This is a genomic window from Staphylococcus sp. EG-SA-15, assembly GCF_017151895.1.
GTDB lineage: Bacteria > Bacillota > Bacilli > Staphylococcales > Staphylococcaceae > Staphylococcus > Staphylococcus aureus.
This window is the reverse complement of the sequence record NZ_JACVZN010000006.1, coordinates 70529-90074: the sequence shown is the minus strand read 5'-3', so window position 1 is coordinate 90074 and position 19546 is coordinate 70529. Positions and strand designations below refer to the sequence as shown.

Below are 19546 nucleotides of genomic sequence, written 5' to 3'. Positions count from 1 at the left end.
TTATTTATCGATGCATCCAATGATTTTGAAAAAGGAAAAAATCAAAACCATTTAAGCGATGCCCAAGTCGAACGTATTATAGACACATATAAGCGTAAAGAAACGATTGATAAATATAGCTACAGCGGGACATTACAAGAGATCGCCGATAACGATTACAACCTAAACATACCGAGATATGTCGATACATTCGAAGAAGAAGCACCAATTGATTTAGATCAAGTCCAACAAGATTTGAAAAATATCGACAAAGAAATCGCAGAAATTGAACAAGAAATCAATGCATACCTGAAAGAACTTGGGGTGTTGAAAGATGAGTAATACACAAACGAAAAATGTGCCAGAATTGAGGTTCCCAGGGTTTGAAGGCGAATATTCTTTAGACATTTTTGGAAATCTAGCAACGAATAAGAGTGAAAAATTTAACCCTCAAAATGAGAATGCAAGTATTGATATAGAATTGGATTGTATTGAACAAAATACGGGTCGATTAATTAAAATTTATAATTCAAAAGAATTTTCAAGTCAAAAAAATAAATTCAATCCACAAAATGTTTTGTATGGAAAGCTCAGACCATATTTGAATAAGTATTATTTTACAAAAAAAAGTGGAGTGTGTTCATCAGAAATATGGGTTTTGAAATCAACGAAAGAAGATAAATTATTGAATTTATTTCTATATTATTTTATACAAACAAAACGATATTCTGATGTTGCTAGTAAATCGGCTGGTTCTAAGATGCCAAGGGCTGATTGGGGGTTAATAGAAAATATAAGAGTATATTTTCCAGAATTATGTGAACAACAAAAAATAGGACAATTCTTCAGCAAACTCGACCGACAAATTGAATTAGAAGAACAAAAACTCGAATTACTTCAACAACAGAAAAAAGGCTATATGCAGAAAATTTTCTCACAGGAATTGCGATTCAAAGATGAGAATGGTAATGATTATCCAGATTGGGAAGAGAAGCAATTAGGGGAATTATCACAAATTGTACGAGGGGCTTCTCCTAGACCTATTAAAGATCCTAAATGGTTTAATAAAGAATCAGACATAGGATGGCTAAGAATTTCTGATGTTACAAATCAAAACGGGAAAATTTATCATTTGGAACAAAAATTATCAATTGAAGGTCAAGAAAAAACAAGGGTTTTAGTAACAACACATTTACTATTAAGTATTGCGGCAAGTATTGGAAAACCTGTAATGAATTTTGTGAAAACGGGAGTTCATGATGGATTTTTAATATTTTTAAATCCTAAGTTTAATTTATTCTTTATGTACTATTGGCTTGAATATTTCAAGGATAAATGGAGTAAATACGGTCAACCAGGTAGTCAAGTTAATTTAAATACAGAAATTGTCAAATCTCAAACACTGAATATGCCAAGCAATCACGAACAAGAAAAAGTGGGGCAGTTTTTTAATAGAAATGAAAAACTAATTGAATTGCAGCAAGAAAAAATAATGTATCTTAAGCGACGTAAGCAGGTTTTACTTCAAAAAATGTTTATATAATAGTATTAATTATGATATTTAGTTCAGCATAGATTATAAGTAAACATAAATCCCTTCACTATTTGTTTAGCGAGGGGATTTACGTAATGTATAAAAAAGTACAGACAAATTAATATTTTCTCAATATTATCCATTTATCTTCATTGTATTTAATAGGGTCTCAAATTTTTGTTTAAGATTTTCATTATTGTTTTTGAGTTTATTTATACTTTGTTGGGCTGCTTCGCTTGCTTTTCCTTCAAATGTACCTTCTAAATTTTGCGAAGAATTATTAATTGTTTCAATGATTTCATTTAATGTTTGAGATTTTAATGCTACATTATTTTTAGCATTGCTAACCAAATTATCAGTACTATTACGCATTTCTTGCTTTAATTGTTGTAATCTAGCTTCTTCTTGACTTTTTTTTGCATCTTTTGAGCTCATATAAATTACCCTCTTTAACTAAATAGTCCAAAAACATCGCTTTCTTCTAAATCTTTTTCTTCGAATTTATTTGCAGCAAATTCTAGTTTTTCAGCAAATTGTAGCAAGTCTTTTTTGTTTTGATCTAATTCCTGAATTAAGTCATCCATTAAACCACTATTATAAAACTTGAAGTTTCCTGAACTTCCCTCAACTGCTAAAATCTCCATATATTGTTCAAGATCGTAAGGTGTTATAAATTCATGTGAACCGCTTAGAAGCTCCGATTGATATTTATCTAAAATGCGATTAGCCCCTGATATTGTTTCTTCTTTATATTCATCCAATGCATTAGTGATTTGATTATATAAAAATAGTCTATCACGAATTGTGTTGGCGATATTACGCACTTCATCAGGCTGGATTTTTACTTTTTTACATGTATTTTTGGAACCACCTTTACCTTTTTTTACAGAGATTTTCTTTTCTGCTTTTAATTTTTTACTATCGCCTCTTTTGGGAATTAATGGTTCGTCCTCATCATGTAATTCATCATCAAAAGGATTTAAATCAATGCTTAAATCTTCTTTTTGTTTATTATTAAATCCTTCTATATCAAGGTCATTTGATTCGAATAATTTATCTTTTTTATTGAGAATAGCAAAAGGATCAAAATCATTTTCACTTGTTCTATTTAATATAGAACTATCGATTTTAATAGAGTCGAAAAATCTGCTTTTTATACCAAATGGGTCAAATAATTGAAATCTATTATTAAGAGATTGGTCATCATTAAATTGTTCAAGTTCTGGCATTTCCTTCACATTACCATCTGCATCGAAATCATTGTAAGATTTAAGTGTGTGTTGACCAATCAAAGGAAGGTTAGTTATAAATCCATCATAATGTGGCATTGATGTAATATTTTTGCCAATACGAGGATTAAAAAAATTCAAATTATTAATAGGATCATCAAAATGGCCAATATTGCGTATTTTTGAATCATAGACACCATTATCAATGTCTTTTTTAAAGTCTCCAGTAAATGAATGGTATACGTTAGGTGCTGCAAACGTTGTACCGTTATCCAGATTATGTTTTATTAAATTATATTGAGCTAAAAACGCACCTAAACTATGTCCTAATGGGTGAATTTCACTATCTGGATATTTCTTTTTAACTGATTCAGTAAAAGCATCACTTTCGTCCATTTGAGTCGGTGCAAACTTAGCTGCCCATAGATCACCGAAAAGTGCTTTATTATTTAAATTAGAAGAAAAACTAAAAAGGTCATTTTTATCTTTTATTGTATTGTATTTTTTGTGAATAGTTGAGTTTTTTAAATCTTTATAATGATTATTAATTTTTAGATTATTTGTGTTATGATGAATGGGAAGTTGTAAATCAGTACGAATATCATTTAGACTATATGGGTCAGTGCCAGCGTAACCTATTAAAAGTTGACTCTTATCAACTTTACCTTTGATTACTGGAGCGAAAACATATGCTCTAAACCCATTCTGGGTGTCGTCGCGTTTTTCGATGACTTTGTAATCTTGGCCTAAAATTTTATAAGTGTTATCTTTTTTTAACTTTGAATAAGAAAAGTCAGATACTTTATGATAGATTTTGTCTGTATATTTCATAAGATTACCTCTTTAACATTAAATTTAGTGAGGATGAAAAAAATGGAAAGAAAAAAAATAATATTTATAATTTCCTTAATTATAGCACTCTTAATAAGTACTGGCTATTTAATCAATAAAAACAAAAAAGACCATTACATTGAAATACAAGAAAAGAGAATAGATTTATATTTTAAATATAACCTTAATAATTATCATTCAATGAAAATTACTAGTTTTAAAAAGACGCCTATGGGTGGCTATATTGTGGATGGATATGTTAATCACAACAAAAATTATGATTTTAAAGTTCTCATCTCTGCAACTGACAATCATCAATTTGAAGATAGCATAGGATACGATGATAAGACATTTGGTAAATTATTTAAAGAAAAAGACCATAAAAATGAATTAAAATCTACAGACATTATAAAAAAAGAACACTTGGACAAAAGTGATTATGAAGCCGATCCACCGTTATTCTTCTTTTCTGGGAGATTAGAGTGATGAAAAAGAAATATATCGTAATAATAGTTGGTGTAATTTTAATAGCTATAATAGTTATTGCATATGCGCATAATAAACAAAAAAAAGACCATTACATTGAGACGCAAGAAAACAGAATAGATTTATTTTTTAAGTATAACCTGAATCATTATAACTCACTTAAAGTAACGAGATTTAAAAAGTCGCCAATGGATAGTTATTTTATAGGTGGTTATATAAATAACAATAAAGGCTATGAATTTCAAGCTTTTATTAATGTAGGTGGTAGAAAGCAATTTCAAAGAGATATAGGGTATGACGAAGAAAAACTTGGGAAACTATTAAAAGAGCAAGAAGTAAAAAATTGGAAAACCGTCGATCAAATAATTAAAAATGAACACTTGGATAAAAGTGAATATGAAGCAGAACCGCCGTTGTTCTTCTTTTCGGGATCGTTGGATTAGATTCGGTTGTACAGTATGATGAAAAATATTATAATAAATTTATAAAAAATGACATTTTATTTTGAAATCATGTCCCTCCGTTACATTTAGTAGTGGAGGGGTTTTATTTTAATAATGTTTACACCTATAGTTTTAAATTTATTAAATGATGTAGGTTCGATTTTTTAGTTAGGGAGGGGAATCAATTGAAAGTTATTGAGAAAGTTCATTATGAAGATATTTTAGAACCAGAAATAGTTCAATTAATTCAGCCATTAGTTAAGGACAAAATGGATCAACTTTTTATTACTTCTGAACACTTTGCTATTGACATAGACAAGCTATTATTTCAACTTAATTTAAAAGTTAAATATATTAAAATGGAGGGTAATACTTCGGGTTATTTAAGTGGAAGAACGATTTATATCAATAATAATCACTCGATTAATAATACAAGATTTGCAATAGCTCGTGAACTCGGCCGTTATTTATACAAAATTAAAGATAACAACGATAATAGTCTAAAGAATTTACATGAAATGATTTATGAAAGCGACGTAAATCAGTTTTCAGTCGACTTACTTATGCCTAAAAAGCAAATAGAGGCATTAGTCTATAATTTTTATGAAGTCAATAATATCAATTTAAGTTCTGGTTTATCTGAAAAAGAATGAAACAAACTATTGAACCTTATATCAACTAAGTTGGAAGTTTCGAAAGTAGCTGCTGGATTAAGGCTGTATAATTTAGGAATACATATTTGATAAATATTGTGAAAATCTAGTCGATTTATTAAAACCAAAAGAAAACTAATACAATTCAAGACCATGCAAACTCATTTATAAACATTGTCCGTTTAAAGATAGGTATGCGTGGTCTATTTTTATAAAATATATTTAATTATGGGTTTAAACATCTATAACAAAATCTCAACAGCAAAAAATAAATCTCCATTAATCATTTATCTAGACTCAAGGAAATCATATATTTCTATTTCTTTTAACATATCGTCAATTTTAATGAGTAGTTTCTCTACTAATATTCTAGGCAAATAGGCACGTGCTTTGGTGGCTTGCATCCATGCTGGTTTTGGATTATATTCGCTAATGTACCAATCAATGACTGTTGGTTTGATCATTTGACATAATCCAGCCACACCAAATTGGCCATTGGATTCTTTTGTAATAATTGCATGTAAAATTAAATGCTCGATTAAATCGCAGTAAACTAAGTTTTCTTTCTTTTGATAGTTGTATGAGTACTTAAATTCGGAAATGAATCTTAGGTCAGATAAGTTTTGGAATTTGTCTTCGCTTATGTGATGACAATATAATCCTTCACCAGCTCTAGTGTATTTTCCTTTTGTAATACTTTTGATTTCTCCATTTAAAAATCGCGTGTATGATTTTTCCTTATAATAGTCATCGGTTACAGCGCCATATTTATTTAAAAGGTATGCTACGGCTTGCGAGTATGTAGCGTCTAATAATTGACTATATTCATTATATTTAGCTATATATTCATTTTTCTCCACTTCAATATACCTCTTTTCAAACTTTATAAAATGAAATACTTGTAATTTAGAAAGAATAAAATCAATATCCATTTAGTTACGTTCGACTTTTATATGTCTATTACTTTTGCATAATACGCCAATTGATTAATATTTTGTCATTGAATTCCACATTTTTGTATTGATTTAATAGTTCTTCAGTTCTTTGTAAACAGACTGTAACTGTATCTTCAATTGATAAATTAAATGCTGCAAAGTCTTCTAATTCAGTCCCTTTATGAATTAAATCGACAATGCTGTCTTTCATGCCTAGGGAAGAGAGTGTTTCCATCATATAAGGTGTAAAGAGCGTATGCTCTGCATTGTCGATTGAAATAATACCGAGTTTAAGTTGATTAAAAAGACCATGCATAGTCATTAAGGTGTATTTTTCAAGTTGTTGTATATTTTCAAATGTTATCATAGCGGTTCTCCTAAAAATTACGATTAATCAAAGTATACCCTTATTTAACTTTAGTTTCTTCAGAATTATTTGTACCGTTATCGTGTTTTTCTTCTTTATTAACAGCATTTTTATCACTTTTATCATCGACTTTTTGATCTGGTATGTCATTTTGAATTGCTTTGTTATTATCATTGTCATGATGTTGAATGTCTTCTGACTCACCATCTGTTTCATCATGATCACTCATACCTGGGTTGTATTTAGGGCTTCTCTTTTTAAATGCTTCAAATTCTTCTTTATCTTTTTCTGACATATCATCAAAAATATTAATAATCGTACCATTGTGTCGATTAACAATAGCGCAACGTTTTAAAGGTGTGCCAACTGCATCGCGGACTAGATGTTCAACATAATATTCATGTTCATTACTTCGTTCAAGATTTGTTTTATAATTTAATGTTTGATTTTCGTTAGCACCTCTTGCTTTGTAATCGTTTCGAACGATATCTTCGGCTTCTTGTGGTGTCATTTGCTTGTCTGTATTTGACTGTGTAGTGTTGTCAGTTTGTTGCGTCTTTTTATTAGTGTCATTTGATTTACTATTATTTTCTTTATGTTGATTAGCACCGCAAGCAGTTAATAGTGACAATGATAATGCAATGGCAACGATAGCTTTGAATTTCATTTTTTTATCTCCTTATATTGCTATGTATACTTATTTTTCCGTAAAAGAAGGGTAGCCGAGCTACCCTGAAATTTTATTCTGTTGAAGCGTCGTACATGCTATCTTCGTTGTGATTATTTTGGTTAGGTGGTGCTTCACTTGTAACAGGTTTGCTTTGAGGTGCTGATTCTACAGTAGCAGTTTCTTCATTAGATTCACTTTTTTCTACACTAGATTTATCACTTTTAGACGCATTCTGCTTATCTTCATCTTTACTAGACTGTTCATTTTCTTCAGAATCATTATTTGCACTAGAAGTTGTAGCAGGTGTAGTAGCCGAAGCTTCATAACTTACATTATCGCTATTTGAACTCGCAGCAGCTACTTCTGTATCTTGCTTGTCTTTTTTAGCTTTTGATGTTTTTTTAGCATCGGATAAATCAAATGTAATCTTCTTGACGCTAAATAAACTAGAAATAACTTCTAATTTTTTATCTTTTGCGTTGGCTATGTTTTCTGACACATCGAAAACAATTTTACCTTAAGCAGTGCTATCAGGATTTATACGCTGTAAGAAAAATGAATTTTCTATACTACCGTTGTCATTTTGATTAGCAGACATTGAGCCTGTATTATCTGCTTCAAATGTTTTATCACCAGATTTCAGTTTAAACATTGAACTATCAATTGTTAACGCTTCTTTACCTTTGTTTTTAATCGTCACATCAGCAACGACAAATGTACCTTTAGCATTTGTTGGCGCGATAGATGGACCAACTGATTTCATAGTTTCAACTGAATTAACTGTGACTTCAAGATCACCATTTTTTACAGTCTCTCCAATTTTATGGGTTTTGTTCGTTTCTTTAGAACTATTTCCGCCAAGGTTACCTGTAATACCAGCTGTACAAGCTGAAATACCGATGATAATTAAAATAAATAATACTAGACAACCACCACAGCCCCAGAACCATCCTTTTTTAGATTTCTTTTGTCCGTATTGCTGGTTCTGTTGGTTTTGTTGATTTTGGAAAGCTTGGAATTGTTCCCATTGTCTTCGCTCTTCTTCGCTTTTGAATTGATTGCTCATGCCTAAAAAATCTCCCTCATTATTTACTATGTGATTAGTGCATAAAGCTAAATACAATTTGAATTCAATTCGCTTGTTGTTTAATATTTATCAGGTTCACATGCACGTTTATCTTTATCTCTATCTAAATGTGGTCGATATGCTGGATGATCGGCAGTGACACCATTCGGATATACTTGTCTAAGTTGCTTACAATTAGCAAATGATTGTTGCGTGTTTGTTTCAGTTGATGGTGAGGTCTTAGGTTGCGTGGATTGATGATGGTTACTTGATTGTTGCTTTTCTTTTAAATCATCTTTCAAGTCGTCTTGTGATTTATCTTCTGCAACGTTTGGTGTGTTAATTTCATCATCTGATTGATCTTTTGTTGTTATTTCATCAATTTCATGTTGATTATTTTCAGTATTTTCATTTGCGGGTACTTCTTCGGTTGATTGTAAATCCTCATCTGTTGCTGTTTCTGATTTTTCCTCAGGCTTATCTTCATTTTTATTTTCATCTTTTTGAGTTAATTGCGTTTTTGATGATTGATTACTAGTGGAATTGTCATTATTACTAAACATCATTGAACAGGCTGATAATAAGATTATTAATAAAATGAAAGAAATAAGGCAACCGCCGCATCCTTTTAACATGCCACGTCTTTCAGAATTTTTAACAGATCGGTTTTGATTCTTGTTGTTCTCTGTATTCAAAGGTAAATCTCCTCTATATTTATATGTTATTTTCATGATTTACTACATAAAACCTGGATGCATTTAAGAGGGAGTTATTAAGTGTAAAACGCTTTCACTATATCACATAATCATATTTTACCAAATTAGTAGTGGAAATACTTTAATTTTTTTCAAAACTTTAAAAATATTTTTGGATTGTAGAAGTGTTAATTTAATAATTGTAAAGTTGTATTACGACTCAAAATGACACGAACATGACAACATAATTTAACAAAATAATAATTTCTATTTGATATAATATATTGTATTTATTTTTAGAGGTGTTGCTTTTGAAAAAGTCTTTAAAATTCAAGGGGATGAAAATATGTTTAATGCTATATCTACTGATTTTTTTAAGTAGTTGTGGCACAAATAATAAAATAGTAGGCCAACGATTTGAAATACAACAACATAATGAAACAATAGGTAGTATTTACTTTTCAGCAGACTATGCACATATAAGAGGTATAGAAAAAGGCACTGTAAAATATTTCGTAGACAAAGTAGGCAGCAAACGTTACTTATTTATTGAATATATTCCGGATAATGTATTGAATTGCAAGTCGGACTTTTGGAAAACGTTAAAATATAAAAAGGATAAGATAACATATTATGTATATCTCATTGAAAATTTAGATGATGAAGTATTCCATTTAAGTGTATTACAAGACATGAATCGTATACCAATTGACATTGCAGATGATGTGGCAACAATGGGTAAATCACCACATCAAAATGACAGAATGACACTAAAATTAAATAAAAATAACTGATAATAGTAGACGAATGATATAACGATATGTATTGAGCATTATAACAATCATATCAATGCATCAATTCGTCTACTTTTTTATATTTTTAAACATAACCACTGCTAGAATGTCATAAAATCGTTATAATTATAAGGTAGATGAATTTGGAGGAATAGCGTATGGACTTTTGGTTATATAAACAAGCACAACAAAATGGACATCATATTGCGATAACAGACGGTCAAGAATCTTATACTTATCAAAATTTATACTGTGAAGCGAGTCTATTGGCTAAAAGACTCAAGGCTTATCAACAATCTCGTGTCGGGCTATACATAGATAATTCGATTCAATCGATCATTTTAATACATGCTTGTTGGTTGGCAAATATTGAAATTGCGATGATTAATACAAGGTTGACACCTAATGAGATGAAGAATCAGATGAGGTCAATCGATGTACAATTGATTTTTTGTACCTTGCCACTGGAATTGCGAGGGTTTCAAATTGTATCGCTGGATGATATTGAATTCGCTGGAACGGATATTACAATGAACGGTTTGTTGGACAACACAATGGATATCCAATATGATACATCGAATGAAACTGTGGTGCCGAAAGAGTCGCCGTCCAACATATTAAATACTTCATTTAATTTAGATGACATTGCATCGATTATGTTTACATCAGGGACAACTGGCCCTCAAAAAGCGGTGCCGCAAACGTTTCGTAATCATTATGCCAGTGCAATCGGATGTAAAGAGAGCTTGGGATTTGATCGTGATACTAATTGGCTATCTGTCTTGCCGATTTATCATATTTCGGGTCTCAGTGTACTTTTAAGAGCTGTTATTGAAGGGTTTACTGTGCGCATTGTTGATAAATTCAATGCCGAACAAATTTTAACGATAATTAAAAATGAACGCATCACGCACATTTCGCTTGTGCCACAAACTTTAAATTGGCTTATGCAACAAGGTTTACATGAACCTTATAATTTGCAAAAAATATTACTTGGCGGTGCTAAATTATCTGCCACTTTGATAGAGACGGCATTACAATATAACCTGCCAATTTATAATTCATTTGGTATGACTGAGACATGTTCACAATTTTTAACAGCAACACCGGAAATGTTGCATGCACGTCCTGACACTGTAGGGATGCCAAGTGCCAATGTAGACGTTAAAATTAAAAATCCTAATAAAGAAGGTCATGGAGAATTAATGATTAAAGGTGCCAATGTGATGAATGGATATTTGTATCCAACAGATTTAACGGGTACGTTTGAAAATGGTTATTTTAATACGGGTGACATTGCTGAAATAGATCATGAAGGTTATGTCATGATTTATGACCGACGTAAAGATTTAATTATTAGTGGCGGTGAAAATATTTATCCATATCAAATTGAAACGGTAGCGAAGCAATTTCCAGGTATCAGTGACGCAGTATGTGTAGGGCATCCTGATGATACTTGGGGACAAGTGCCTAAATTATATTTTGTCAGTGAAAGTGACATTTCAAAGGCACAATTGATTGCATATTTATCACAACATTTAGCGAAATATAAAGTACCGAAACACTTTGAAAAGGTTGATACTTTACCTTATACATCAACAGGTAAATTACAAAGAAATAAGTTGTATAGAGGATGATTTGATGAAGTTGACAGCTTTGCATTTTTATAAATATAGTGAGCCATTTAAGTCACAAATTGTAACACCGAAAGTCACTTTAACACATCGTGATTGTTTGTTTATCGAATTGATTGATGATAAAGGAAATGCATATTTCGGGGAATGTAACGCTTTTCAAACAGATTGGTATGATCATGAAACAATTGCTTCAGTGAAACATGTAATTGAGCAATGGTTCGAAGATAATAGAAATAAATCATTTGAAACGTATGAAGCAGCACTAAAATTAGTAGATTCATTGGAAAATACGCCTGCTGCAAGGGCAACTATTGTCATGGCATTGTATCAAATGTTTCATGTACTGCCTTCATTTTCAGTAGCATATGGAGCGACAGCGAGCGGCTTATCAAATAAACAACTAGAGTCATTGAAAGCAACAAAGCCGACCAGAATTAAATTAAAATGGACGCCTCAAATCATGCATCAAATTAGAGTGTTACGGGAATTAGACTTTCACTTTCAATTGGTTATAGATGCAAATGAGTCCTTGGATCGTCAAGATTTCACACAGTTACAGTTATTAGCGCGTGAACAGGTTCTTTATATCGAAGAGCCATTTAAAGATATCTCCATGCTTGATGACGTAGTGGATGGAACAATACCTCCAATAGCCCTTGATGAAAAGGCAACATCGTTGTTGGACATAATTAATTTGATAGAATTATACAATGTGAAAGTTGTTGTATTAAAACCATTTCGTCTAGGTGGCATTGATAAAGTGCAAACGGCAATTGATACTTTGAAAAGTCATGGTGTAAAAGTGGTTATTGGCGGCATGTACGAATATGGTTTAAGCCGTTATTTTACAGCGATGCTTGCTCGTAAAGGTGATTATCCAGGAGATGTTACACCAGCAGGTTATTATTTTGATCAAGATGTGGTGGCGCATTCAGGCATATTAAAAGAGGGGCGACTCGAATTTCGCCCCCCTTTAGTGGATATAACTCAATTACAACCATATTAATGGTTATGTTTATGTGAATGCTTGCTTGCTGACTTGTCTTTTTTTAACGGAACAGGGTCAAAGCCACCTTTATGAAGCGGATGACATTTTAAAATACGACGGATGCCTAAATAAAGGCCTTTGAAAGCACCGTGGTATTGAATCGCTTCTCTAGTGTACTCTGAACATGTTGGATAAAAACGACAAGTTGGTGGAGTGAGTGGCGAAATGAAACGTTGATAAAAATGAATCATCGCCAAGAATATCTTTTTCATAATTAATGCCTCCAACGATAGTAATTAACTATTATATTAACATACAATGTAGGGATGTGATGCGCGTGAAGTTTAGGGATAAAGATAATCGTCAAGTTAATTTGACATTTAAAAAGGATAATGAGATAGCAGATGGCAATCATGTGCTAGCTATTCCAACGTTTAAAAATCAATTGCTTTTTACCAAACATAATTTACGGGGGATTGAATTTCCTGGTGGTAAAAGGGAACGCGGGGAAAGTAGTGCTGAAGCAGTTACACGTGAATTATATGAAGAAACAGGCGCCAAAGTTAAAAATATTCATTACATAGCACAATATACCATTGAAACACATGATCAAACTGATTTTGTAAAAGATGTATATTTTATCGAAGTTGAATCATTGGTAAGCAAGAACGATTATTTAGAAACAGCAGGGCCAGTGTTGTTTAACTGTATCAATGATATTGAACTCGCACAACGGAGTTTCTTACTGCAAGATAGTACCATTTTAAAATGCGTAGAGAGGGTGCAATCACTTGGATTTTATCAAACGTAAACGAATGCCAATTGAATCTTTTACGCATCAATTCGAAGAAATTACATATTTGTCAGATGACTTACAAGTAAAAGCTTTAATGATGACACCACATCATGAAGTAAATCGCATTGTAGTATATTTGCGAGGTGGCAAAGGTCAAGTAGGACGTGTGCGCGCAGGTAGATTAATGCAATTTTCAGATAGTCAAACTTTAGTGATTGGGCCATACTACCGAGGTAACAATGGGAGTGAAGGTAAAGACGAATTTTATCGTGGCGATTTAAATGATGTGACGCAACTATTAAGATTGCTACATGATAAATATCCACATGCATTTATCCACATGGTTGGTTTTTCGCGAGGTGGTTTACAAGGATTGTTGACATTTCAAGACTTACCAGTAACAAGTTATACAATCTGGGGTGGTGTCTCAGATATTGATTTAATGTATGAAGAACGTGTCGATTTAAGAGGCATGCTACGAAGAATGATTGGTCATCCGAAAAAAGATCGAGCGGCATATGAGGCACGCCAAGCGATTCCAAACATTAATGAAAACAGTCCGCCAATATTAATTGTACATGGAGGGAAAGACCAGCAAGTTGGTATTCATCATGCGTATTATTTAGCGGACCAACTAGAGTTAAAAGGTGCCACGCATGAAACATTTTATCAAATGGCAGAAGGACATGTGCCAAGACCACCAGCGATGGTTGAAACATTGACTTATATTAAAGAGTTTATGAACCAAGTAGAGTTGCATAGCTAGTATGAAACGTGGTGTGCGCATGGGAACTATCAAGCTTTGAAGATGTGGTACTACATGCGTTGAATTAGGGATCGGTACTTTATATGAAGACGTGCTGCTTCCATTAAATGAGTGATGCGATTTTGGCATGAAGGTCACCTTAAATGTACATTGTTGTAATAAAATTGCCTATAAATTTTTAGCACATAAAATAAGAGGAGCCAACCATTGTTAGACTATAACAACGGTTGGCTCTTTAATTAGTATTCAAATTTATTTGTTGAAGCTACCTTTTTCAGCAATATGTTCAACTTTTTCACCAAATTTTTCGAAGTTCTTTTCAAAACGTTGAATTAAATCTTCTGCTTGTGCTTTATATTTCTCTTTGTCGCTCCAAGCATTAATTGGATTTAAAATTGTTTTCGGTACATCTTCAATTTCTACAGGAATGCTTAAACCAAACGTACTATCTTTTGTATATTCTGCATTTTTCAATTTGCCAGAAATCGCTTGGTTTACCATTTGACGTGTGTAATGTAAGCTGATTCTACGTCCTACACCATATTTTCCGCCAGTCCATCCAGTATTAACAAGATAAACATCAACATCATGTAAATCGATAAGTTCACCTAATAGATCAGCGTAAACAGTAGGGTGTAACGGGAAGAACGGTGCTCCGAAACATGTTGAGAATGATGGTTCAGGTTCTGTCACACCACGCTCTGTACCAGCTAATTTAGAAGTGAAACCACTCAAGAAATGATACATTGCTTGGTCTTTATTTAACTTTGAAATCGGTGGAATAACACCAAATGCATCCGCAGTTAAGAAAATAATTGTATTTGGATGTGCTGCTTTTGATGGTACTACAATATTGTCAATGTGATTAATTGGATAAGCGGCACGCGTGTTTTCTGTATAACGATTGTCTTCAAAGTCCACTGAACCATCTTCTGCAACTACAGTGTTCTCTAAAATTGCACCATATTTGATTGCGTCAAAAATCTGTGGTTCTTTTTCTTTGGAAAGATTAATTGCTTTTGCATAGCAGCCACCTTCGATATTAAAGACCCCGTTTTTATTCCATCCGTGTTCATCATCACCGATTAGTTTACGGTGTGGGTCAGCCGATAAGGTTGTTTTACCAGTGCCAGATAGACCAAAGAATAATGCAACATCGCCTTTTTCACCAACGTTTGCTGAGCAATGCATGCTCATAATATCTTGCATCGGTAAGAGATAATTCATTACAGAGAAGATACCTTTTTTCATTTCACCAGCGTATTCAGTACCGCCGATTAAAATGACTTTGTGTTTAAATGAAATAATGACAAAGGTTTCAGATTTAGTACCATCAACTTCTGGATCTGCTTTAAAATGTGGTGCAGAAACGATAGTGAAGTTAGGTTTAATCTTTGTAGCTTCTTCTTTTGATTCAGGTCTAATAAACATATTTTTAGCAAATAAATTATGCCATGCTAATTCATTGATGACTGTAAGTTTTAACATTGTATCTTTATCGCTACCAGCGTAGCCTTTAAATACGTATAGTTCATCTTTTTTATCTAAATAGTCTAGTACTTTATGGTATAACTTCAAGAAAGTTTCTTCATCGATAGGTTGATTAATTTCTCCCCAATCAATGTTATCTCTATATGAAGGTTCAGAGACAAAAAATTTGTCTTTAGGCGAACGACCAGTATATTTTCCAGTACTTGCATTAACAGCACCAAGTTCTGTTAATACCCCTTCGTTATTGTCTAAGATTTTATTATAAAGTTGTGTCGTCGAAAGTTGAAAATGTGACGTTGGTTTTTTCAGTAATTTGTCAATTTTAGTTGTTTCAGTGTATGTGTCTACTGACATCCTAAATCCCTCCAAAGCGATAATTTAAATGTAAGCCTTTACATTTAATTAGTATAACACATTAACATAATTAATCTACAATATTTTACTGTAAATTTATTTGTGAAAAATTGACATTAATTCATTAATTAGGTACTATTATTTTTAACGGATTCTCTTATCCTGAGTGGTGGAGGGACATGGACCCAATGAAACCCAGCAACCTCTTTTTTTATAAAAGAAAGGTGCCAAACCGTTTGCAGACAAATAGGTCTGAACGATAAGAGCGAATGGACGTATTAGGCCTTCTCTCTATATTAATAGTTAGAAGGTCTTTTTTATTTAGCTCACAGAGAGAGAATTTTCGTAATATAAATTTAAAGGAGCAAACTATGTTAAATAACAAACGATTATTTACTTCAGAGTCTGTTACAGAAGGACACCCAGATAAAATCGCTGACCAAGTGTCAGATGCAATATTAGATGCTATTTTAAAAGACGACCCAAATGCACGTGTAGCTTGTGAAACAACTGTTACAACAGGTATGGCATTGATCGCCGGCGAAATTTCTACAACAACATATGTTGATATTCCGAAAGTTGTTAGAGAAACAATTAAAGAAATTGGATACACAAGAGCAAAATATGGTTATGATTATGAAACAATGGCAATTTTAACTGCGATTGATGAACAATCACCTGACATTGCACAAGGCGTGGATAAAGCATTAGAGTATCGTGATAAAGATAGCGAAGAAGAAATTGAAGCAACAGGTGCAGGTGACCAAGGTTTAATGTTTGGTTACGCAACGAATGAAACAGAGACATATATGCCTCTAGCAATTTATTTATCACATCAATTGGCAAAACGTTTATCAGATGTGCGTAAAGATGGTACGTTAAATTATTTACGACCAGACGGTAAAGTTCAGGTCACTGTTGAATATGATGAAAATGATAACCCAGTACGTATTGATACGATTGTCGTATCAACACAACATGCTGAGGATGTGACACTTGAACAAATTCAAGAAGACATTAAAGCACATGTCATTTATCCAACTGTTCCAGAAAACTTGATTAATGAACAAACTAAATTCTACATCAATCCTACAGGACGCTTTGTAATCGGTGGACCTCAAGGTGATGCAGGATTAACAGGACGTAAAATCATTGTTGATACGTACGGTGGCTATGCACGTCATGGTGGCGGATGCTTCAGTGGTAAGGATCCTACAAAAGTAGACCGTTCAGCTGCATACGCTGCACGTTATGTGGCTAAAAATATTGTTGCAGCAGGTTTAGCAGATCAATGTGAAGTACAATTGGCATATGCGATTGGTGTTGCAGAACCAGTGTCAATTGCAATTGATACATTTGGAACAGGTAAAGTTTCTGAAGGGCAACTTGTTGAAGCAGTTAGAAAACACTTTGACCTAAGACCTGCTGGTATTATTAAAATGCTTGATTTGAAACAACCAATTTACAAACAAACTGCTGCTTATGGTCATTTTGGACGTACAGATGTCTTATTCCCATGGGAAAAATTAGACAAAGTGGAAGAATTAAAAGACGCAGTAAAATAATAAGATGAATTGAATATAGCTAAATAAAAGATTTTCGATATATAAATGATAATATGTATCGAAAATCTTTAGCTTTTCTATTATAATTAAAGTTATTCATATATTAAAAAGGAGCGTTGTTGTGATGGATTTATCTTCACCGGTAGTCATTGGACTCATTATTGCAGTAGTCATTGCATTAATCTTTTTTGTCCTTTTCTTAGTTGCCTTAGGTAGTAAGAAAAAAGTTAAGCGACAAACAGAAGAAAAGTATGAACAACAAGAACAAAACATTAAAAAGTCTCATGAAGAAGCTTTAGAGAAAGAGCGTATTCAAAATAAAAAGACAATTACAAAACAACAAGAAGATTATAATCACATGGTTAGTACAAAAGATCGTGAGATTGACGCATTAAAATTGTTCTCGAAAAATCATAGTGAATATGTAACGGACATGAGATTAATTGGTATTCGTGAAAGATTAGTTAAAGAAAAACGAATTCGACCAGAAGATATGCACATTATGGCAAATATCTTTTTACCAAAGGATGGCTTTAATAATATTGAACGAATTAGTCATTTAGTATTAACAAGAACTGGTCTTTATATTATTGATTCTCAATTGTTAAAAGGTCATGTTTATAATGGTATTAGTGGCGGTCAATTTAAAGATTTACCACCAATGGAACAAGTATTTGATACATTGGATTTAGATAAATCTAGACCACAAACTATTGTGATGGATCAAAATGATGACAAACGTTCATTATCTTTTGTAAATTATTCAGATCAAATTGAGGCGATTAAACAATTGGCTGAAGACTTACAAAAAGAATTAGGTGCCAAATATACGCCAACTTCAATTTTATACTTTAATCCTAAAAATGAAGGCGATGTAACGATTTCAAATTATAATCAAAATAGTGCTGTCAAAGTGCTTGTCGGTGCTGAACAATTAGACGAGTTCTTTAACAAATTTGTATTCCATGGTCGTATTCAATACAACGTGGAAGACTTACAACAAATGATGGATAAAATTGAATCATTCAACTAAATGTTAGGCTGAAGTGATGACTATATGTTGTGACTTCGGCTTTTTTAGTTTGTCATAATTTAAACAGAATTGCTTTTACATTTTGATTAATGTTTGAGAGATATTACTAGAATTTTAGTGGTTGATTTCTCTAAGTGTTTTTTCTCATGTATTCAACTCAGATTTGTTATGATAACAGGGTATAATACATCAAAAAGGTGAGGCGATATTTATGGAGGTTAAAACATTTTATAATGGAAACACGATGCCACAAATTGGTTTAGGGACATTTCGTGTGGAAAATGATGAAAATTGCATGGAAAGTGTTAAGTATGCCATTGAACAAGGATATCGTAGTATTGATACCGCAAAAGTTTATGGGAATGAAGAACAAGTAGGTGCTGGCATTCGTGCCGGATTGGAGTCAACTGGTATTGCTAGAGAAGACTTATTTATTACTTCAAAATTATATTTTGAGGATTTCGGTCGTGAAAATGTAGCAGTTGCTTACGAAGCTAGTTTATCTAGATTAGGTTTAAAATACTTAGATTTGTATCTAGTACATTGGCCAGGTACGAACGAAGCCGTAATGGTTGATACATGGAAAGGTATGGAAGATTTATATAAAAATAATAAAGTTAAAAATATAGGTGTCAGCAATTTTGAACCTGAACATTTGGAAGCTTTGTTGGCACAAGTGTCAATTAAACCTGTAATTAATCAAGTTGAATATCATCCATATTTAACGCAACATAAATTGAAATTATATTTGGCAGCACAACATATCGTGATGGAATCTTGGTCACCATTGATGAATGCACAAATTTTAAATGATGAGACAATTAAAGACATTGCTCAAGAATTAGGAAAGTCACCTGCCCAAGTTGTTTTAAGATGGAATGTGCAGCATGGTGTGGTTACAATCCCTAAATCGGTAACACCAAACAGAATCTCTGAAAACTTCCAAATATTTGATTTCGAATTATCAGATGAACAAATGACGCGAATTGATGGTTTAAATCAAGATAAGAGAATTGGACCTGATCCAAAAACTTTTGAAGGATAGATTAAAATCACTCAACTGATGAAAAGGTTAGATGGATTGTCACAGGCTGGGACATAAATCAATGTTCTATGCTCTACGAAGTTATATTGGCAGTAGTTGACTGAACGAAAATGCGCTTGTAACAAGCTTTTTTCAATTCTAGTCAACCTTGCCGGGGTGGGACGACGAAATAAATTTTGAGAAAATATC

20 protein-coding genes, 2 pseudogenes and 1 riboswitch are annotated in these 19546 nt (G+C 32.5%); of the genes and pseudogenes, 13 read left to right on the top strand and 9 right to left on the bottom strand.

What is annotated here, in order from left to right; all coding sequences use genetic code 11:
- On the top strand, nt 1-321 hold a 321-nt coding region (locus tag IDG64_RS05220; protein ID WP_183139027.1), incomplete at its 5' end, for an N-6 DNA methylase.
- A complete protein-coding gene (locus IDG64_RS05215) occupies nt 314-1522 on the top strand; it encodes a restriction endonuclease subunit S (RefSeq protein WP_000072638.1) in 1209 nt (402 codons plus the stop codon). The genes IDG64_RS05220 and IDG64_RS05215, both read left to right, overlap by 8 nt.
- Before the next feature lie 126 nt (nt 1523-1648).
- On the opposite strand, the gene IDG64_RS05210 is transcribed toward IDG64_RS05215, so the two are convergent.
- Nucleotides 1649-1948, bottom strand: a complete 300-nt coding sequence (locus IDG64_RS05210; protein ID WP_000095387.1) for a WXG100 family type VII secretion target — start codon at nt 1946-1948, stop codon at nt 1649-1651.
- A gap of 14 nt (nt 1949-1962) precedes the next feature.
- Entirely contained in the window at nt 1963-3573 is a 1611-nt protein-coding gene (locus IDG64_RS05205) for a hypothetical protein (protein WP_000877847.1), read from the bottom strand.
- Nucleotides 3574-3615: 42 nt separating this feature from the next.
- Between IDG64_RS05205 and IDG64_RS05200 the strand changes: the two genes are divergently transcribed.
- The 3 genes and pseudogenes from IDG64_RS05200 (at nt 3616) to IDG64_RS05190 (ending at nt 5245) form a co-directional block, all read left to right on the top strand.
- Complete coding sequence (locus IDG64_RS05200; RefSeq protein WP_000439996.1) at nt 3616-4059, top strand: DUF1433 domain-containing protein; 444 nt, start codon at nt 3616-3618, stop codon at nt 4057-4059.
- Nucleotides 4059-4502, top strand: coding sequence for a DUF1433 domain-containing protein (locus tag IDG64_RS05195; protein ID WP_000731440.1), 444 nt, complete (start codon nt 4059-4061; stop codon nt 4500-4502). Before IDG64_RS05200 ends, IDG64_RS05195 begins: the two co-directional genes overlap by 1 nt.
- A gap of 114 nt (nt 4503-4616) precedes the next feature.
- Nucleotides 4617-5245 (top strand): annotated as a pseudogene (locus IDG64_RS05190) (ImmA/IrrE family metallo-endopeptidase).
- Nucleotides 5246-5442: 197 nt separating this feature from the next.
- Here the strand turns inward: IDG64_RS05190 and IDG64_RS05185 are convergent.
- The 5 genes and pseudogenes from IDG64_RS05185 to IDG64_RS05165 all read right to left on the bottom strand — a co-directional run bounded on the left by IDG64_RS05185 (nt 5443) and on the right by IDG64_RS05165 (nt 8924).
- Nucleotides 5443-6015: an SAV1803-related protein gene (locus tag IDG64_RS05185; protein ID WP_000414202.1), complete on the bottom strand. Its 573-nt coding sequence runs from the start codon at nt 6013-6015 to the stop codon at nt 5443-5445.
- A 100-nt stretch (nt 6016-6115) separates the two neighbouring features.
- Entirely contained in the window at nt 6116-6457 is a 342-nt protein-coding gene (locus IDG64_RS05180; RefSeq protein WP_000627541.1) for a DUF3969 family protein, read from the bottom strand.
- Between the two features lie 40 nt (nt 6458-6497).
- A complete protein-coding gene (locus IDG64_RS05175; RefSeq protein ID WP_000669017.1) occupies nt 6498-7124 on the bottom strand; it encodes a hypothetical protein in 627 nt (208 codons plus the stop codon).
- Between the two features lie 73 nt (nt 7125-7197).
- Nucleotides 7198-8193, bottom strand: a pseudogene (locus tag IDG64_RS05170) (DUF4352 domain-containing protein).
- A gap of 80 nt (nt 8194-8273) precedes the next feature.
- Nucleotides 8274-8924 (bottom strand): excalibur calcium-binding domain-containing protein, encoded by a 651-nt coding sequence (locus tag IDG64_RS05165; protein ID WP_001793444.1) that lies wholly within the window; start codon nt 8922-8924, stop codon nt 8274-8276.
- 302 nt (nt 8925-9226) lie between these two features.
- Between IDG64_RS05165 and IDG64_RS05160 the strand changes: the two genes are divergently transcribed.
- The 3 genes from IDG64_RS05160 (at nt 9227) to menC (ending at nt 12325) form a co-directional block, all read left to right on the top strand.
- The gene (locus IDG64_RS05160) at nt 9227-9682 is read left to right on the top strand and encodes a DUF4909 domain-containing protein (protein ID WP_072419835.1); all 456 of its coding nucleotides are present in this window, start codon (nt 9227-9229) and stop codon (nt 9680-9682) included.
- Nucleotides 9683-9840: 158 nt separating this feature from the next.
- Nucleotides 9841-11319, top strand: coding sequence for an o-succinylbenzoate--CoA ligase (gene menE / locus IDG64_RS05155; RefSeq protein ID WP_000348356.1), 1479 nt, complete (start codon nt 9841-9843; stop codon nt 11317-11319).
- A 4-nt stretch (nt 11320-11323) separates the two neighbouring features.
- Nucleotides 11324-12325: an o-succinylbenzoate synthase gene (gene menC / locus IDG64_RS05150; protein WP_000778519.1), complete on the top strand. Its 1002-nt coding sequence runs from the start codon at nt 11324-11326 to the stop codon at nt 12323-12325.
- On the opposite strand, the gene yidD is transcribed toward menC, so the two are convergent.
- Nucleotides 12322-12579: a membrane protein insertion efficiency factor YidD gene (yidD, locus tag IDG64_RS05145; RefSeq protein ID WP_000718107.1), complete on the bottom strand. Its 258-nt coding sequence runs from the start codon at nt 12577-12579 to the stop codon at nt 12322-12324. The genes menC and yidD overlap by 4 nt on opposite strands.
- Nucleotides 12580-12644: 65 nt before the next feature.
- Here yidD and ytkD point away from each other — a divergent pair, with 65 nt between their 5' ends.
- Together ytkD and IDG64_RS05135 are read left to right on the top strand one after the other, a co-directional pair.
- Entirely contained in the window at nt 12645-13118 is a 474-nt protein-coding gene (gene ytkD, locus IDG64_RS05140; RefSeq protein WP_000672013.1) for an RNA deprotection pyrophosphohydrolase, read from the top strand.
- Nucleotides 13119-13122: 4 nt separating this feature from the next.
- On the top strand, nt 13123-13869 hold the full coding sequence (locus tag IDG64_RS05135; RefSeq protein ID WP_016169057.1) for an alpha/beta hydrolase family protein: 747 nt from the start codon (nt 13123-13125) through the stop codon (nt 13867-13869).
- Between the two features lie 252 nt (nt 13870-14121).
- Here IDG64_RS05135 and pckA read toward each other — a convergent pair whose 3' ends face one another.
- Complete coding sequence (gene pckA, locus IDG64_RS05130) at nt 14122-15714, bottom strand: phosphoenolpyruvate carboxykinase (ATP) (RefSeq protein ID WP_000109906.1); 1593 nt, start codon at nt 15712-15714, stop codon at nt 14122-14124.
- A 154-nt stretch (nt 15715-15868) separates the two neighbouring features.
- A riboswitch (SAM riboswitch) is annotated at nt 15869-15980 on the top strand.
- Between the two features lie 105 nt (nt 15981-16085).
- Between pckA and metK the strand changes: the two genes are divergently transcribed.
- The 3 genes from metK (at nt 16086) to IDG64_RS05115 (ending at nt 19357) form a co-directional block, all read left to right on the top strand.
- The gene (gene metK / locus IDG64_RS05125) at nt 16086-17279 is read left to right on the top strand and encodes a methionine adenosyltransferase (RefSeq protein WP_000933822.1); all 1194 of its coding nucleotides are present in this window, start codon (nt 16086-16088) and stop codon (nt 17277-17279) included.
- A 124-nt stretch (nt 17280-17403) separates the two neighbouring features.
- Nucleotides 17404-18312: a nuclease-related domain-containing protein gene (locus IDG64_RS05120; RefSeq protein WP_000366163.1), complete on the top strand. Its 909-nt coding sequence runs from the start codon at nt 17404-17406 to the stop codon at nt 18310-18312.
- Nucleotides 18313-18523: 211 nt separating this feature from the next.
- Nucleotides 18524-19357 (top strand): aldo/keto reductase, encoded by an 834-nt coding sequence (locus IDG64_RS05115; RefSeq protein ID WP_000453323.1) that lies wholly within the window; start codon nt 18524-18526, stop codon nt 19355-19357.
- Nucleotides 19358-19546 lie beyond the last annotated feature (189 nt).

Coding starts and splice junctions, on each gene's coding strand:
- IDG64_RS05215 (WP_000072638.1), top strand. CDS start 314: ATGAGTAATACACAAACGAAAAATGTGCCAGAATTGAGGTTCCCAGGG.
- IDG64_RS05120 (WP_000366163.1), top strand. CDS start 17,404: ATGGATTTATCTTCACCGGTAGTCATTGGACTCATTATTGCAGTAGTC.
- IDG64_RS05165 (WP_001793444.1), bottom strand. CDS start 8,924: ATGAAAATAACATATAAATATAGAGGAGATTTACCTTTGAATACAGAG.
- IDG64_RS05180 (WP_000627541.1), bottom strand. CDS start 6,457: ATGATAACATTTGAAAATATACAACAACTTGAAAAATACACCTTAATG.
- IDG64_RS05135 (WP_016169057.1), top strand. CDS start 13,123: ATGCCAATTGAATCTTTTACGCATCAATTCGAAGAAATTACATATTTG.
- yidD (WP_000718107.1), bottom strand. CDS start 12,579: ATGAAAAAGATATTCTTGGCGATGATTCATTTTTATCAACGTTTCATT.
- IDG64_RS05160 (WP_072419835.1), top strand. CDS start 9,227: ATGAAAATATGTTTAATGCTATATCTACTGATTTTTTTAAGTAGTTGT.
- IDG64_RS05210 (WP_000095387.1), bottom strand. CDS start 1,948: ATGAGCTCAAAAGATGCAAAAAAAAGTCAAGAAGAAGCTAGATTACAA.
- menC (WP_000778519.1), top strand. CDS start 11,324: ATGAAGTTGACAGCTTTGCATTTTTATAAATATAGTGAGCCATTTAAG.
- pckA (WP_000109906.1), bottom strand. CDS start 15,714: ATGTCAGTAGACACATACACTGAAACAACTAAAATTGACAAATTACTG.
- IDG64_RS05195 (WP_000731440.1), top strand. CDS start 4,059: ATGAAAAAGAAATATATCGTAATAATAGTTGGTGTAATTTTAATAGCT.
- IDG64_RS05115 (WP_000453323.1), top strand. CDS start 18,524: ATGGAGGTTAAAACATTTTATAATGGAAACACGATGCCACAAATTGGT.
- metK (WP_000933822.1), top strand. CDS start 16,086: ATGTTAAATAACAAACGATTATTTACTTCAGAGTCTGTTACAGAAGGA.
- IDG64_RS05175 (WP_000669017.1), bottom strand. CDS start 7,124: ATGAAATTCAAAGCTATCGTTGCCATTGCATTATCATTGTCACTATTA.
- menE (WP_000348356.1), top strand. CDS start 9,841: ATGGACTTTTGGTTATATAAACAAGCACAACAAAATGGACATCATATT.
- IDG64_RS05200 (WP_000439996.1), top strand. CDS start 3,616: ATGGAAAGAAAAAAAATAATATTTATAATTTCCTTAATTATAGCACTC.
- IDG64_RS05205 (WP_000877847.1), bottom strand. CDS start 3,573: ATGAAATATACAGACAAAATCTATCATAAAGTATCTGACTTTTCTTAT.